The sequence below is a fragment of the Streptomyces sp. NPDC044064 genome (assembly GCF_056434245.1).
Genome location: NZ_JBWKFN010000002.1, coordinates 170,701 through 185,248, shown reverse-complemented (window position 1 = coordinate 185,248; position 14,548 = coordinate 170,701). Strand labels below are relative to the sequence as shown.

Here is a 14,548-nt window from a genome sequence, read left to right as displayed (position 1 = left end):
ATCTCGGCGCGCTGTGAGGGTCAGCGGCTCCCCGTCAGATGGGCGAAGACCACCACGTTGCCCTGGTAGCCGGTGGCTCGCGAATAGGCGCCGCCACAGGTGATGACCCGCAGCTCGGGGCGCCTGGCCGCGCCGTACACCTTCTCGTCGGGGAAGTTGCGGGCCGCGTACACCTCCACCGCGTCCACGGTGAACACGGCGGTGCTGCCGTCCTCGCGGTCCACCTCGATGACGGCGCCCCGCTTCAGGCCGCCGAGGTTGTAGAAGACGGCGGGGCCCTCGGTGTTGTCGACGTGGCCCGCGACGATCGCGGTGCCCGTCTCGCCGGGCGTGGTGCCGGCCTCGTACCAGCCGGCGAGGTTCTTCTCCGCTGCGGGCGGTACGTCCAGGCTTCCGGCGCTGGTGAGCGCGAGGCCCATGAGCGGAGCGCTCACCCTGATCGCGGGGATGCGGATCCGGGTGGGCGGGGACGGATCGAGCGCGGGCGCCGTGAGCCGTTCCTCGCCCGGGTCGGGGCGGCCCTCGGCGGCCGTCGGCTGCGGGGGCGCGTGCGTCGCGGATCCCGTGCCGAGCAGCCACACCGCCGAGCCGAGGGCCACGACGGTGACCGCGGCTATCGCGGTGTCCCCGATCCTTCGCATACGAAACCCTCTCCCGGAGGCGAACCTCCCGCGAGGCGGGACTTGGGTGGTGTCCTGGAGGGGCCCCGTCAAAGGGACCCCCGTCCCCCTCCGGGCCACGAGGGGCATCGGACCCGGAGGGGGCGGGACTTGCGGTACCGGCGGACGGACAGCGGAGGGTGTCCGTCAGATCCCGTCGCCTCTCGCCCGGCGATGCAGGAGCCAGGTACCGCCCGCGGCGGCGACGGCCAGAGCCGCCACACCCGCCGTGGTATGCACGGGGTCGGTGCCGAGTGCGCCGCCGACCCCCGTCTTCACGCTTCCCCGCGGCTGCACCTGCTCGTGCGCCGCGCCCAACGCCACGACCAGGTCGCCCGTGACCTGCTTGGTGCCCTCCGCGCACTGCGCGACGATCTCGTACGTCCCCGGCTGCGCGCTCGGCGGCACCCGGAACTGTCCGATCGCCTCGCCCTCGTGCGTACTGGGCGCCAGCGTGAAGGTGCCGGCGCCGACCGCGCCCGCGTCACCGACCGCCGTGCCCCGGTCCCCGCAGGCCGCCGTGTTCACGGTGACCTGGCTGCCGGGCATGGTGGTGGACGGGTACACCTGCAGACTGCCGGTCTCGGCGTGGGCCGGTGCCGTGGCGAGTCCTGCCGCGGCGACGGCGAGCGCGGTACCGGTCAGCAGACGGGCGGTGCGTCGCATGGTGCTCCCCAGGGCTGGTCCGACTCGTTGATCCGACTCGTACAGGGGGCGCGGCCCCTGCCCTTTTGAGGAAAGTCGCACTCGGGCCCGGCCGCTTCCTGACGATGTGTCAGAAATGCGGTGAACGGGTGGCGCCCACGGCCCCCGCACGGCCTAGCCGGGATGGATTCCGGCAGGTCATGGAGGTGCACAAGAACAAGTATGAAAAGAACACAAATGGCTCTCCGCTCGAGTGTGAACGGGTGACCCGGCGACCGGTGCACTCCGCCCCACGGAGCGTCAGGCATGCCCAACCGCCCCCGGAGCGGGGGCATCTGACTCCGCGGGACTAGTGCGGCAGGCGCTGGGCCAGTCCGTCGAGGACGACGTCCAGGCCGTAGTCGAACTTGGCCTCGCGCTGCCGTGCGGGGTCGGTGGCGGCGGCATCGGTGGAGGCGTAGGAGGCGGCGAGGTTGCTGTGGTCGGCCGCGGCCTGCTGGGCGGCGGGCAGCAGGCGGGCGACGAACTCGGCCTCGGTCTGCCCCGAGCGGGCGACTGTGGTGAGCCAGGCGGCCTCGGTGGTGCTCATGCCGATCACGTACGCCAGCAGTGCGCTGATCGCTCCCTCGGGGTCGGGGAAGCCGGTCTCGACGAACAGGGCGGCGAGCCGTTCGTTGAGGGCCATCAGGTTGGGGCCCAGGTAGGCGAGTCCCGCCTGGCCCATGACCGTGGACAGCCAGGGGTGTCGCAGGGCGGTGGCGCGGAAGGCGTGCGCGGTCTCGGCGGCGGCCGCCCGCCAGTCGGGGCTGCCGGCGGGCGGGACCCGGATCTCGGCGGCGACCTCGTCCACGGCCAGCTCCATCAGCTCGTCCTTGGTGGCCACGTGCCGGTACAGGGAGGTCGCGCCGGCGTTCAGCCGGGCGCCGAGCTTGCGCATGCTGAGCGCCTCGATGCCGTCGGTGTCCAGCACGGCGATGGCCTCGCGGACGATCGCGTCCCGGCTGAGGGAGGGCTGGTCGGGCTCGCGCCGCGGCCGGGCCCAGACGGAGGGGATCGGGTTCGGCTCGGTCCTTGCGGCCATCGGTGGACTCCTCTGTGTGCGTACGTCGTTCGCATCAAGCGTACAGAGTTCAAGGGTTGCGCACACCGTTCCGGGCTGCGTACAGTGTTCGCATCGAACGGAACAGTGTTCGCAGCATCGGAACGCTGTACGCAGCACGGCGTACGGCGACACAAGGGGGAACTCCCATGGAAACCCGCAACCCACGTCGCTGGTGGATCCTCGTCGTGCTCTGCCTGAGCACGCTGGTCCTGGTGGTCGACAGCATGGCGCTCACCGTCGCGGTGCCCGCGATGACCGAGGACCTCGGCGCGAGCGCCCAGGCCGTCCAGTGGATCCTCGACTCCTACGTCCTGGTCTTCGCCGGCCTGCTGCTCACCTCCGGCAGCCTCGGTGACCGCTTCGGCCGCCGGAAGGTGATGCTGATCGGCCTGCTGCTGTTCGGCGCCGCCTCACTGGCCGGCACGTTCGCCGCCGACCCGGGCCAGGTGATCGCGGTACGCGTGGCGATGGGCGTCGGCGGGGCGCTGATCATGCCGTCCACCCTCTCCATCCTCATCACCGTCTTCGACGAGGAGGAGCGCGGCAGGGCGATGGCGGCGTGGGGTTCGGTGTCGATGCTCGGCCTGGTCGGCAGCCCGGTGCTGGGCGGTGTGCTGGTCGACCACTTCTCCTGGCACTCGATCTTCTTCCTCAACGTCCCCGTGGTCGCGCTGGCCGTCCTCGCCGGCGTGACCCTGATGCCGGAGTCGAAGGCGCCCTGGCAGAAGGCCGATCCGCTGGGTGCGGTGCTGTCCGCGGCCGGGATGACCGCGCTGGTCTGGTGGATCATCGAGATCCCGCAGTACGGTGCCTTCGGCGGCCGCTCGCTGGTCAGCCTGTCGGTCGCGGCCGGCGCGCTCGCCGCCTTCGTGGTCTGGGAGAACGTCACCGAGTCCCCGATGGTCCCGCTGGTCCTCTTCAAGCACCGCAACTTCACCGGTGGTTCGCTCTCCCTGGCCCTGGTCCAGATCGGCAACGGCGGCCTGCTGCTGGTCCTCACCCAGTACCTGCAGTTCGTCCTCGGCTACTCGGCCATCAAGGCGGGCCTGGCCTTCCTGCCGCTGGCCGTGACCGCGATCGTCGGCAACACCGTGGGTGTGAAGGTGGCCGCGAAGATCGGCAACCGCTTGGTGATCCTGACCGGCATGCTGACCATGGTGGCCTGCTTCGCCCTGCTGACCACGGTCGACGCGGGCTCCGGCTTCACCGTCCCGGCGATCGCCCTCGGCCTCCTCGGCCTCGGTGCCGGTGCGGCCATGCCGGCCGCGGTCGGCGCCCTGATGGGCACCATCCCGGCGGACAAGGCAGGCGTCGGCTCGGCCCTCAACGACACCGTCCAGCAGGCCGGTACCGCCCTCGGCATCGCGATCCTCGGCTCGCTGCTCTCCAGCGGCTACACCGACCGGATGCCCGCCGACGCACCCGCCAAGGCCCGCCAGTCCGTCGCCGGCGCCGTCGCCGCGGCCCACCCGGGCCTCCTCGGCGCCGCCCGCGAGGCCTTCACCTCGTCGATGTCCACCACCTTCGCGCTCAGCGCCCTCGGGGTTCTGGCGGCGGCGGTCCTGGCCACCGTGGTGATGCGGGACGCCGAGCCGGAGCAGGCCGTCGAATCCCCCTCCGGGGAGCAGGAGTTGGCGGCCTGACCGGAGCGCACACCAGAAGGCCGGTGCCCGGACGGGCACCGGCCTCGTGGTGTTCCAGGGCTCAGCTCACGTTGACCGCGCTCCAGGCCGCAGCCACCGCGTTGTACTCCGCACTCCCCGCGCCGTAGAGGTCCTTGGCCGCGCTGAGGGTGGCCGTGCGGGCGCCCTTGTAGTTCGTGGAGGACGTCATGTAGACCGTCAGCGCCCGGTACCAGATCTTGCCGACCTTGTCCCGGCCGATGCCGGTGACCGTCGAGCCGTTGTAGGTCGGCGAGTCGTAGCTGACCCCGTTGATGGTCTTCGCGCCGCTGCCCTCCGCGAGCAGGTACGCGAAGTGATTGGCGACGCCCGAGGAGTAGTGGACGTCGAGGTTCCCGACCGACGAGCTCCAGTAGTCGGCGGAGTTCCCGTCCTTGGACGGCTTGTCCATGAAGCGCAGGGCGGGCTTGCCGAAGCCGGGCTTCACGATCTTCTCGCCGATGAGGTAGTCACCGGGGTCGGACGGGTTGGCGGCGTACCACTCGACCATCGTGCCGAGGATGTCGGAGGTGGCCTCGTTGAGTCCGCCGGACTCGCCCGAGTAGGTCAGCCCAGCCGTCTTCGAGGTCACGCCGTGGGACATCTCGTGCCCGGCCACGTCCAGCGCGACCAGGGGCCCGAAGGTGCTGCCGTCACCGTCGCCGTACGTCATGCAGAAGCAGCTGTCGTCCCAGAACGCGTTGTTGTAGTTGTTGCCGTAGTGGACGCGGTTGTACGAGCCCTTGCCGTCGCCCGCGATGCCGTTGCGGCCCTGGACGTTCTTGTAGTAGTCCCAGGTCTCGTTGGTGCCGTACTGGGCGTCGACGGCGGCCGAGGAGCGGTCGGAGTTCACGCCCGTGCCCCAGTGGTTGTCGGCGTCCGTGAACAGGGTCGCGGGCGCCCGGCTGAAGCAGATGCCGAAGAAGCACAGGTCGGTCTTGTTCTCCGCGTCACCGGTGTAGGTGTTGCCGCGGGTCGGGTCCTTCAGCTGGTACGACGACCCGGACTGGGTCGTCTCCAGCGGCACGGTCCCGCCGTACAGCGACTTGCCGTCGCCGGTGGCCGTCTCGATGCTGTCCCAGGCGTCGATCTGGGCGCCGGTGCGGGCGTCGGTCAGCACGGTCCGGGCGACCGGGTTGCCGAGCGAGTCCTGGCCGACGGCGTTGGTGCGCCAGGCGAGCTTCGGCGCGCCGTGCAGGGCGTCGACGATCAGCTCGGGCTTGGCCTTCAGGTTCTTCAGCGCGTCACCGAGGTTGACGGCGCGCAGTGCGTTCACCGCGAGGTCGGCGGCCTTGGGGCCGGACACCCTGGGGACGATCGAGGACAGGGCGATCCGGCTCCGGGTCGCCCTGTCGGCGCTGCGGAAGGCGCCGCTCGGAGCGAGGTGGACCACGAAGTCGCCACCGAGTACCGGGAGTTGGTGGTAGGTGCGCTCGTAGCGGACGTGCTGGGTGCCGTTCCGGTCGACGATCACGTCCCGGACGCTGGTGTCCTGGGCGGAGGTCAGGCCCAGGCTCGCCGCGTGTGCCACGAGGGCCGAGGCCGCGTTCGCGACGGCTCCGGCGCGCGTCGGCCGGACGTCGGCGTGGGCGGCGGGGGAGAGCGCGGCGGCCAGCAGGGTCGCGGTGGTGGCGGCGACGCCGGCGGTGGCGAGACGACGGGCTCCTCGGACGTGCAGACGTATCCGACTCATCTGTCTCCTTGGGGGAGGCGCCTTCGAGGCGTGGGGGTGAGGCGTGGGGGTGGCGCTGAGTTCGACTGCGATTTAAGAGGCCATGACATGTCATGTCCATAGCGGCGTCATGGAGATGTGTGCGGAGTCGAAGGGGGTACAGAATCGTTTCCGTGATCACCCCGGACCCGCGAGACGCGCTCCCCTTCTTCGTCTACGGCACCCTTCGCCCCGGCGAGCCCAACCACGACCTGTTCCTGCGCGGCCGCACGCACACGGAGGAACCGGCGCGTCTCCCGGACGCGGTGCTCTACGACGGCCCCGGCTACCCCTACGCCGTCGAGGCCCCCGGGGAAGCGGTCAGCGGCGAGCTGGTCACCGCGCTCCCGGAGGCCTACGCCCGCCTGCTCGCGGAACTGGACCGGCTGGAGGAGTACGCCCCCGGCGACCCGCGCAACCTGTACGAGCGCGTCGCCCGGGACGTCGTACGCGCCGACGGCACGGCCGCCCGGGCCTGGGTCTACGTGGCCGCGCCGCGCATCGCCGCCCGGCTGCGGGCCCGGGGGCGGCTGATAGCGGGCGGGGACTGGCTCGCCCGCCGCTGACTCAGCCCAGCAGCCGCAGCCCCTCGGGCACGGCGATCCCGAACTCCTCCTCCACCACGCGCCGCGCCTCCGCCTCGTCGGCGAGCTTGCGCTCGGTCACCGTGCCGTCCGCCCGGGTCTCGACCAGCCGGTCGCCGTCGAGGGCGAGGTGCCGTTCGGGAGTCGTCCGCTGCAGATAGGGGCGGTGGGTGAAGGGGGAGCGCGGGTTGGTGCCGACGTGCCAGTTGAACACCTCGAAGTCGGGCGCGACGAACGGCTCCAGGGTGAACGCGTACTGGCTCACCCAGTCCCGCGCTTCCCGGTCGTACGTCTGCAGCGCCCACAGCTCCAGCGGCCCGCCGTGCGGCAGATGCACGAGCCGGTGCCGGCGCCCCGCACCCTCGAACTCCTCGCCGACGGTCAGCGGCACCGGCGCCAGCAGCGCCCCGGCCGCCCCGAACCCGACGTCCGCCAGATACGGCCGCGGCTCACCCGGCACCTCCACCCGCAGCGTCATGTGCGTACGCGGCCGGCTCTCGGGCTCCTCCGCACCGAGGACGACCCGGCCCGCCAGCCCGGTCACGCCGAAGCCGAGCGCCTCCAGGGCCAGCCTGAGCAAGGTGTTGTGCTCGTAGCAGTAGCCACCGCGCCGACCGCGGACGATCTTGGCCATCAGATCGCCCGGGGCGAGGGACGGGGCCTTGCCGGACAGCGGGTCCAGATTCTCGAAGGGCAGGGACAGCGCATGAGCCAGGTGCACGCCCCGCAGGGTCGGGAGATCGGCCCGCCTGCCCCCCTTCCATCCGATGCGCTCCAGGTAGGCGTCGAGGTCGAACTGCTCGGTGTCGGACATACCGCGAACCTACGCGAGCCGTACCCGCCGCCACCGCGTCCCGCGGACGGAACCGCACTACTCCGGTGGACCTAGGGCCTGCGTCACCCGGGCCTGACGGCCTCCACCCGCACCGCGCACGTCTTGAACTCCGGCATCCGCGAAGTCGGGTCCAGGGCCGGGTTGGTGAGGGTGTTGGCACGGCCCTCGCCCGGCCAGTGGAAGGGCATGAAGACGGTGTCCGGGCGGATGGCGGTGGTGATGCGGGCGGGTGCCACGGCCCGGCCGCGCCGGGAGACCACCGCCAGCGGATCGCCCTCGGCCGCCCCGAGCCGGGCCGCCAGACGCGGGTGCAGCTCCACGAACGGGCCGGGCGCGGCCGCGTTCAGCTCCGCGACCCGCCGCGTCTGCGCGCCCGACTGGTACTGCGACACCACCCGGCCGGTCGTCAGCAGCAGCGGATACTCCGCGTCCGGCTCCTCCGCACTCGCCCGGTGCGTCACGGGCACGAACCGCGCCCGGCCGTCCGCGGTGGCGAACCGGTCCAGGAAGAGACGCGGGGTCCCCGGATGCACGGAGGTCTCGGCGTCCTGGGCCGGATCGTCGGGGAGCGCGTCGAGCACCGCGTCCTCGCCGTCCTCGGCAGCCGTGTCCGGCACCGACGGACACGGCCAGAACACCCCGTTCTCCTCCGCCAGCCGCCGGTAGGTGATCCCCGAGTAGTCCGCCGGGCCGCCCGCGCTGGCCCGGCGCAGCTCCTCGAAGACCTCCTCGGGGTCGGTCGGGAAGCCCTTCTGCACGCCCAGCCGGCCGGCCAGCTCGTGCAGGACGTGCAGGTCGCTGCGGACCTCCGGCGGCGGGGCGACCGCCTGCCGGCGCAGCAGCACCCTGCCCTCCAGGCTGGTCGTCGTGCCCGTCTCCTCGGCCCACTGGGTGACCGGCAGCACGACGTCCGCCAGCTCCGCCGTCTCCGACAGCACGACGTCCGCCACGGCGAGGAAGTCCAGCGAACGCAGCCGCTCCTCGACATGGGCCGCCCGCGGCGCCGACACCACCGGGTTGGACCCCATCAGCAGCAGCGTGCGGATGTCCGTGCCGAGCGCGTCCAGCAGCTCGTACGCGCTGCGCCCCGGCCCGGGCAACGAGTCGGGGTCCACGCCCCACACCCCGGCCACGTGCCGCCGCGCCGCCGGGTCGTCCAGCTTGCGGTAGCCGGGCAACTGGTCCGCCTTCTGGCCGTGTTCCCGCCCGCCCTGCCCGTTGCCCTGCCCGGTCAGACAGCCGTACCCGGACAGCGGCCGGCCCGCGCGGCCGGTCGCCAGGCACAGGTTGATCCACGCGCCCACCGTGTCGGTCCCCTTGGCCTGCTGCTCCGGCCCGCGCGCCGTCAGCACCATCGCCGACTCCGGCTCGCAGAACAGCCTTACCGCCTCTCGCAGTTGTGGCACGGACACCCCCGTGATCCGCTCCACGTACTCCGGCCAGTGGGCCATCGCCGCCGCCCGGGCCTCCGCCCAGCCGGACGTGCGCTCCTGGATGTACGCCTCGTCCGTCCGGCCCTCCGCCACCACCAGGTGCAACAGGCCGAGCGCCAGCGCCAGATCCGTGCCCGGACGGGGCGCCAGGTGCAGGTCCGCCTGCTCGGCGGTCCGCGTGCGCCGCGGGTCCACGACGATCAGCGTGCCGCCGTTGTCCCGCAGCTCGCTGAAGAACCGCAGCGACGGCGGCATGGTCTCGGCGAGGTTGGAACCGACGAGGATCACGCACCCGGTCCTCGGGACGTCCTCCAGCGGGAACGGCAGCCCCCGGTCGAGACCGAACGCCTTCGTGCCGGCGGCCGCCGCCGACGACATGCAGAAGCGGCCGTTGTAGTCGATCTGCGATGTGCCCAGCACCACCCGCGCGAACTTGCCGAGCGTGTACGCCTTCTCGTTCGTCAGCCCGCCCCCGCCGAACACCCCCAGCGCGTCGGGGCCGTACCGCTCCCGCGCCGTGCCGAGCCGCTCCGCGATCAGGTCGAGCGCCGCCTCCCAGGAGGCGGGCACCAGCCGGCCGCCGGACCGCACGAGCGGCGAGGTCAGCCGCACCGCCGACGACAGCACCGCCGGAGCCGTACGCCCCTTGCCGCACAGCGCGCCCCGGTTCACCGGGAAGTCCGCGCGCTCGGTCACCTCGACGCCCCCCTGCGGCAGGGGCGTGATGTTCATCCCGCACTGCAGGGCGCAGTACGGGCAGTGGGTGGGCGTCGAGGTGGTCTCCATGGAGACCAGCGTGCTTCGGGCGTGTTACGTCCCGTGACGGCTCCCTGTTACACGGCCGGGAAGCCGGCCTCCCCGCCGGGTCGGGGGCGGCGTGAGGTGCCGGTTTCCGTTCCTACTGCCGGTTCAGGGAGCGGGTGACGCCCGCCGCGATCGTCGTCGCCAGCACCCAGCCGGTGGCGATCAGCAGATACGACAGCCACTGGTACCCGCTGCGCGGCGCGAACGCCCCTTCCTGGCCGAAGTCGATGATCGGCAGCAGCAGGTCGAGGGTGTAGAAGAGCGGGTTGAACGCGGGCGCCTCGGAGGGCTTGAGCGCGTGCGGATGGTGCAGGGCGAAGGCGAGCGTACCGGTGCACAGCAGCAACAGCAGCCAGCCCGCGGCCCGCATCGGGCGGAAACCGTAGCCGACGGCCGCGTCCTGGAGACAGCCCCACAGCCGGGCGTACGGTGGCAGGGTGCGGCGGTGGCGACGGAGCTTGGCCAGCTGGACGGTGCGCGCCGCGACGTCGTCGCCCACCGTGCGGTACGCCGTGGTCAGCTGCTCGTAGGGATGGGGAAGATAACCGTCCAGCTCGCGTTCCAGCAGCGGAAGACGCTGCTCGGCCGGGAGGTGCGGGGTCAGGACGCGGTAGCTGAGCCCGTCGGTCTGGACCTGCTGGGGCCACACCTCGGGCGGCACGTGCAACAGGTCGAGCTGGGCACGGCGCAGATTGACGGATCCCTCGATCGGCGCGGCCTCCCGCAGCCACAGCTCGCCGACGACACTGCTGCTGGCGCGCAGGGCCTGGCCGCCCGGGTTGGACAGACGGGCGTGGGCCAGGTTGAGCTGGCGAGGAATCCGGGCACCGCCCAGATTGACCCGGCCACGGGTCCGCAGCCGCATGGCGTGCAGGTCGGTGCCGACCGTCAGCACCTCGGCGTGCAACGCGGTTCTCCCGGGGGCGTTCAGCTCCGCGTCGTTGAGGTTCACCTGACCACGGACGACCGCCCCGTTCACGTGGACCGCGCCGTGCGCGACCAGCCCCGGGGCCCACACGTCCGTGCCCACCTCGGCGTGGTTGAGCTGGAGCACGGGCTCCTCGGGGACCTCGTCTGGCCTGCCGAGCCGCGCACCGTTGGCGAAGAACGCTCCGGACAGCTTCGCCCCCTGAAGCCGTACCGGCCCCGTGACACGGCAGCAGGTCATCCGCACGACCCCTTCGGCGCGCAGATTCCCGGCCGTCAGCCCTGGCAGCACCGAGTCGCTCAGGACCAGAGCGACGACCTGCGCCCCGTACAGATCGGGCGGCTCCTCGAAGTGGCAGAACCGCAGCCGGACGGGATGGCCGACGGTTCCGTACTTGAGGTCCAGCCGCCCCGTGATGCGCGCGCCCGCCACCTTGAGACCGGCTGTCCGCCCCTCCCGCACCGGCCCGTCCAGCAGGAGCTCCTGCAGCACCTCCGCCCGCAGCGTGCGCTCGGGGCCCCACGAGGCGCCCTGCGCGGGGTCCTCGTCGTCGCCCTGCCGGAAGTCGACCCCCTCGCCGAGCGGGAAGGCGTCCCGAACGCGCCGCTCGGCCGGCGTCAGGTCCGTGATCTCCATGCTCAGTCCCGCGCCCCCGCCAGCGCCCGCGTGACCCCGTGCTCCTGCGGTCCCAGGAACGTCGGATCCGGATGGAACACCGCGTCCAGCGCCGCCTTGCCCGCCGCGAACACCTCGCGCGTGCCCCCGTAGTACCAGGTCGCATCGTGCTTGGCGGCGACCCCGATCCCGTACGAGTCCACCCCCGCGGCCTCGCACAGTGCCACCGCCCGCCGGATGTGGAACCCCTGGCTGATCAGCACCGCCCGGTCCACCCCGAAGATCTTCCTGGCCCGCACACAGGAGTCCCAGGTGTCGAACCCCGCGTAGTCGCTGACGATCCGGTCGCCCGGCACCCCGTGCTTCTCGAGGTAGGCGCGCATGGCGTCCGGCTCGTCGTAGTCCTTGCGGCTGTTGTCCCCGGTCACCAGCACGACCTTGATCCGGCCCGCCCGGTACAGCTTCGCCGCCGCGTCCAGCCGGTGCGCGAGATACGGCGACGGCTCCCCGTCCCACAGCCCGGCCCCGAACACCACGGCGACGTCGGTGCGCGGCACGTCCGCCGTCGTCCGCAGCCGGTCCGCCGTCGACACGTACAGCCAGGTGGCCGGCAGCAGCGCCAGCACACACACGGCCATCACGGCCTGCACCAGCCGCCGCTGCCCCCGGCGCGTGCGTGGCAGCCGCGGTCGACGGATCTTCATAAGGTCTCCCGGTGATCGGTCCCCCAGGGATCGGTTCCGACCTTGGAGGACGCACGGGGCACGGATCCGGTTCGCCTCACATCGAGCATCCGTGCGAAGTGAACGCACGGAAAATACCCGTGACGGCCCGGCAACGGCGGCGCAACCTCCCGGGGCCAGGATCCTTCCATGACGGCGTCGAACCCTCCCCGCGACGAGCCCCGCATCCACCTCGACAGCACGGCGCACCTCATGAACAGCATCAGCAGCCAGCTCGTCGGCCGGCTCCGGCTCGTCCCGCCGATCGGCCGCCGCCGCCCGGCCCGGCCCGCCCTGGTCCTGGTCGCCCACGGCAGCCGTGACCCGCGCGCGCTCGACACCGTTCGGGCCCTGACGGACCAAGTACGCGGACTGCGCCCCGCACTTCCCGTCCACCTGGGCCACATCGAGCTGAACGAGCCCCTGCTCCCCGACACCCTCGCCGCCCTCGGCGACACCCCTGCCGTCCTCGTCCCGCTGCTTCTCGGCCGCGGCTACCACGTCAAGCAGGACATCCCCGAGATGGCCGCCGCCGCACCCGCCCGCACCCGGGTGGCCGCCCCCCTCGGCCCCCACCCGCTCCTCGTCGACGCCCTGCACACCCGTCTGACCGAGGCCGGCTGGCCCGCCACCATGGACGCCGCCACGCGCCGCTCGACCGCGGTGGTCCTCGCGGCGGCGGGCTCCCGCGACCCCGACTCGGCCACCGACACCCGCCGCACGGCCCGCCTCCTCGCCGACCGCCTCGGCGTCCCGGTGGTCCCCGCGTACGCCTCGGCGGCGACCCCCACGATCGGGACGGCCCTGCACGCCCTGGCTGCGAGGGGCCGTCACAGAGTGGCGATCGCCTCCTGCTTCACGGCCCCCGGCCGCTTCGCAGCCCAGTGCGCGGCCCAGGCCCCCTGGCTGGCCTCCGCCCCCCTCGGAGCCCAGGAGCCGATGGCCCGGCTGATCCTGCACCGCTACGACCAGAGCCTCACGGCATGGTCGGCGGAGGCTGCCTAGGGGAGCGGGTCGAGGCGAGCCCTGAGCAGGCAGAACTCATTGCCCTCGGGATCGGCCGGAACGTGCCAGGACTTCTCGCCGCTCTGGCCGATGTCGGCCGGGCGCGCCCCGGGCTTCAGCAGGCGTTCGAGTTCGGCGTCCTGATCGCGGTCGGTGGCGTTGACGTCGATGTGCAGCCGGGACTTCCCCTGCTCCGGCTCGCCCCTGCGGCTGAGGAAGATCGTCGGCTGCGGGCCGCCGAACCCTTCGCGCGGCCCGATCTCGATGCTGCCGTCCTCTTCGCGGCCGAGCACCACGAAGTCCAGGACCTCGCACCAGAACCGCGCCGGCACCTCGGGGTCGCGGCGACCGAGTACTCGGCGAGGCGATCAGGCGCGGTGGGTTTCGGGGCCGGACGAGCCCCGGGGGCGCGGGGAACCGCACGATCGGCCACCACGCAGCCGCACCCGCCGCACAACCCAACTCGGCCGACGAGTAGCCACCCGGCACCACCCATTTGTCACTGCCGACCCTTACTGTCGAATCATGGAAGGCACCGCACCCCTCGACAGCTACGACCCGACGTCCGTCGAACGCTGGGCCCCCGAACCCGACAAACGCCCAGGCCGGACCGCCTTCCAGCGCGACCGTGCCCGCATCCTCCACTCAGCGGCCCTGCGCCGCCTCGCGGGCAAGACCCAGGTGGTCACCCCGGGGACCCGCACCCAGGCATGGGACGCCAGCCCCCGCACCCGCCTCACCCACTCCCTGGAGTGCGCCCAGGTGGGCCGCGAGCTGGGCGCGGCCCTCGGCTGCGACCCCGACCTGGTGGAGGCGGCCTGCCTCTCGCACGACCTGGGCCACCCGCCCTTCGGCCACAACGGCGAGGTCGCGCTGAACGAATTCGCCGACGACTGCGGCGGTTTCGAGGGCAACGCCCAGTCCCTGAGGCTCCTCACCCGCATCGAGCCCAAGCGTTTCACCCCCGAAGGCTCCGTCGGCCTCAACCTCACCCGCGCCGCCCTGGACGCCGCCACCAAGTACCCCTGGCAGCGCGGCGACCACCCCACCGACCCGGCGTCCCCGAAGTTCGGCGTGTACGAGGACGACCGCCCGGTGTTCGACTGGGTCCGCAAGACCGCCCCCGGCACCCGCACCTGCTTCGAGGCCCAGGTCATGGACTGGTCGGACGACGTGGCCTACTCGGTCCACGACGTCGAGGACGGACTGCACGCGGGCCACATCGACCCCAACTGCCTGCACGCGGAGCCCGAGCGGCAGGCGGTGTTCGAGGTGGCCGTCGGCCGCTACGTCCCCGCGGACACCGACCCGGCGGAGCTGGCCGCCGCCCTCGACCGCCTCCAGGACGAGGAGTGGTGGCCGCACGGCTACGACGGCACCGCGGTCGCCCAGGCCCGCCTCAAGGACGCCACCAGTCAGCTCATCGGCCGGTTCTGCCTGGCCGCCGAGACCGCCACCCGCGCCGCGTACGGCACCGGCCGGCTCACCCGCTACGGCGCCGAACTCGTCGTACCCCGTGAGACCCGCATGGAGTGCGCGGTGCTGAAGGCGGTCGCCGACCGGTACGTCATGCAGCGCGCCGAGCAGGAGCGGCTCCGTGCCGACCAGCGGGTGGTCGTCGCCGAGCTGGCCGAAGCGATCACCGCCCGCGCGCCGGACGGTCTGGAGCCCCAGTTCCGGGCGCTGTTCGAGGAGGCACCCGACGACCACGCGCGCAAGCGGGTGATCGTCGACCAGATCGCCTCCCTCACCGACGCCTCCGCACGCTCTCTGCACGCCAGACTGACAGGGCATATGTGAGAGGAACGTGACCCGGGGTGGCCTGATCGGGGCACTCCCTCTTC

General features: G+C 72.5%; 13 protein-coding genes. 4 read left to right on the top strand and 9 right to left on the bottom strand.

The window, feature by feature from the left end; genetic code table 11:
* Positions 1-20 precede the first annotated feature (20 nt).
* From AC07DS_RS03910 to AC07DS_RS03900, 3 genes are all read right to left on the bottom strand, one after another.
* Positions 21-641 (bottom strand): class F sortase, encoded by a 621-nt coding sequence (locus AC07DS_RS03910; RefSeq protein WP_479142426.1) that lies wholly within the window; start codon positions 639-641, stop codon positions 21-23.
* A gap of 165 nt (positions 642-806) precedes the next feature.
* Entirely contained in the window at positions 807-1,325 is a 519-nt protein-coding gene (locus tag AC07DS_RS03905; RefSeq protein WP_479142424.1) for a hypothetical protein, read from the bottom strand.
* Between the two features lie 328 nt (positions 1,326-1,653).
* The gene (locus AC07DS_RS03900) at positions 1,654-2,385 is read right to left on the bottom strand and encodes a TetR/AcrR family transcriptional regulator C-terminal domain-containing protein (RefSeq protein ID WP_479142422.1); all 732 of its coding nucleotides are present in this window, start codon (positions 2,383-2,385) and stop codon (positions 1,654-1,656) included.
* Between the two features lie 167 nt (positions 2,386-2,552).
* On the opposite strand from AC07DS_RS03900, the gene AC07DS_RS03895 reads away from it, so the two are divergent.
* Positions 2,553-4,049 (top strand): MFS transporter, encoded by a 1,497-nt coding sequence (locus tag AC07DS_RS03895; protein WP_479142420.1) that lies wholly within the window; start codon positions 2,553-2,555, stop codon positions 4,047-4,049.
* A 61-nt stretch (positions 4,050-4,110) separates the two neighbouring features.
* Here AC07DS_RS03895 and AC07DS_RS03890 read toward each other — a convergent pair whose 3' ends face one another.
* On the bottom strand, positions 4,111-5,760 hold the full coding sequence (locus AC07DS_RS03890; RefSeq protein WP_479142418.1) for a M4 family metallopeptidase: 1,650 nt from the start codon (positions 5,758-5,760) through the stop codon (positions 4,111-4,113).
* 152 nt (positions 5,761-5,912) lie between these two features.
* Here AC07DS_RS03890 and AC07DS_RS03885 point away from each other — a divergent pair, with 152 nt between their 5' ends.
* Positions 5,913-6,344, top strand: coding sequence for a gamma-glutamylcyclotransferase family protein (locus AC07DS_RS03885; protein ID WP_479142417.1), 432 nt, complete (start codon positions 5,913-5,915; stop codon positions 6,342-6,344).
* A gap of 1 nt (position 6,345) precedes the next feature.
* Here the strand turns inward: AC07DS_RS03885 and AC07DS_RS03880 are convergent, their stop codons facing one another.
* The 4 genes from AC07DS_RS03880 to AC07DS_RS03865 all read right to left on the bottom strand — a co-directional run bounded on the left by AC07DS_RS03880 (position 6,346) and on the right by AC07DS_RS03865 (position 11,681).
* Positions 6,346-7,176, bottom strand: a complete 831-nt coding sequence (locus AC07DS_RS03880) for an arylamine N-acetyltransferase family protein (RefSeq protein ID WP_479142415.1) — start codon at positions 7,174-7,176, stop codon at positions 6,346-6,348.
* Positions 7,177-7,259: 83 nt separating this feature from the next.
* Positions 7,260-9,416, bottom strand: a complete 2,157-nt coding sequence (locus AC07DS_RS03875; protein ID WP_479142413.1) for a molybdopterin oxidoreductase family protein — start codon at positions 9,414-9,416, stop codon at positions 7,260-7,262.
* A 112-nt stretch (positions 9,417-9,528) separates the two neighbouring features.
* Positions 9,529-10,998 carry a membrane-associated oxidoreductase gene (locus tag AC07DS_RS03870; protein WP_479142412.1) on the bottom strand — a complete coding sequence of 490 codons (1,470 nt, stop codon included), beginning with the start codon at positions 10,996-10,998 and terminating at the stop codon, positions 9,529-9,531.
* 2 nt (positions 10,999-11,000) lie between these two features.
* Complete coding sequence (locus AC07DS_RS03865; protein ID WP_479142411.1) at positions 11,001-11,681, bottom strand: SanA/YdcF family protein; 681 nt, start codon at positions 11,679-11,681, stop codon at positions 11,001-11,003.
* 168 nt (positions 11,682-11,849) lie between these two features.
* Here AC07DS_RS03865 and AC07DS_RS03860 point away from each other — a divergent pair, with 168 nt between their 5' ends.
* Entirely contained in the window at positions 11,850-12,704 is an 855-nt protein-coding gene (locus tag AC07DS_RS03860; RefSeq protein WP_479142409.1) for a sirohydrochlorin chelatase, read from the top strand.
* Here AC07DS_RS03860 and AC07DS_RS03855 read toward each other — a convergent pair.
* Complete coding sequence (locus tag AC07DS_RS03855) at positions 12,701-13,036, bottom strand: VOC family protein (protein WP_479142407.1); 336 nt, start codon at positions 13,034-13,036, stop codon at positions 12,701-12,703. The two genes, AC07DS_RS03860 and AC07DS_RS03855, sit on opposite strands and share 4 nt — an antisense overlap.
* Positions 13,037-13,229: 193 nt before the next feature.
* Between AC07DS_RS03855 and AC07DS_RS03850 the strand changes: the two genes are divergently transcribed.
* Positions 13,230-14,504 (top strand): deoxyguanosinetriphosphate triphosphohydrolase, encoded by a 1,275-nt coding sequence (locus AC07DS_RS03850; protein ID WP_479142405.1) that lies wholly within the window; start codon positions 13,230-13,232, stop codon positions 14,502-14,504.
* The last annotated feature ends 44 nt before the right edge of the window (positions 14,505-14,548 follow it).

Excerpts from the sequence above, each read along its gene's own strand:
- AC07DS_RS03910 (WP_479142426.1), bottom strand. The coding sequence starts at position 641 with ATGCGAAGGATCGGGGACACCGCGATAGCCGCGGTCACCGTCGTGGCC.
- AC07DS_RS03905 (WP_479142424.1), bottom strand. The coding sequence starts at position 1,325 with ATGCGACGCACCGCCCGTCTGCTGACCGGTACCGCGCTCGCCGTCGCC.
- AC07DS_RS03900 (WP_479142422.1), bottom strand. The coding sequence starts at position 2,385 with ATGGCCGCAAGGACCGAGCCGAACCCGATCCCCTCCGTCTGGGCCCGG.
- AC07DS_RS03895 (WP_479142420.1), top strand. The coding sequence starts at position 2,553 with ATGGAAACCCGCAACCCACGTCGCTGGTGGATCCTCGTCGTGCTCTGC.
- AC07DS_RS03890 (WP_479142418.1), bottom strand. The coding sequence starts at position 5,760 with ATGAGTCGGATACGTCTGCACGTCCGAGGAGCCCGTCGTCTCGCCACC.
- AC07DS_RS03880 (WP_479142415.1), bottom strand. The coding sequence starts at position 7,176 with ATGTCCGACACCGAGCAGTTCGACCTCGACGCCTACCTGGAGCGCATC.
- AC07DS_RS03875 (WP_479142413.1), bottom strand. The coding sequence starts at position 9,416 with ATGGAGACCACCTCGACGCCCACCCACTGCCCGTACTGCGCCCTGCAG.
- AC07DS_RS03870 (WP_479142412.1), bottom strand. The coding sequence starts at position 10,998 with ATGGAGATCACGGACCTGACGCCGGCCGAGCGGCGCGTTCGGGACGCC.
- AC07DS_RS03865 (WP_479142411.1), bottom strand. The coding sequence starts at position 11,681 with ATGAAGATCCGTCGACCGCGGCTGCCACGCACGCGCCGGGGGCAGCGG.
- AC07DS_RS03860 (WP_479142409.1), top strand. The coding sequence starts at position 11,850 with ATGACGGCGTCGAACCCTCCCCGCGACGAGCCCCGCATCCACCTCGAC.
- AC07DS_RS03850 (WP_479142405.1), top strand. The coding sequence starts at position 13,230 with ATGGAAGGCACCGCACCCCTCGACAGCTACGACCCGACGTCCGTCGAA.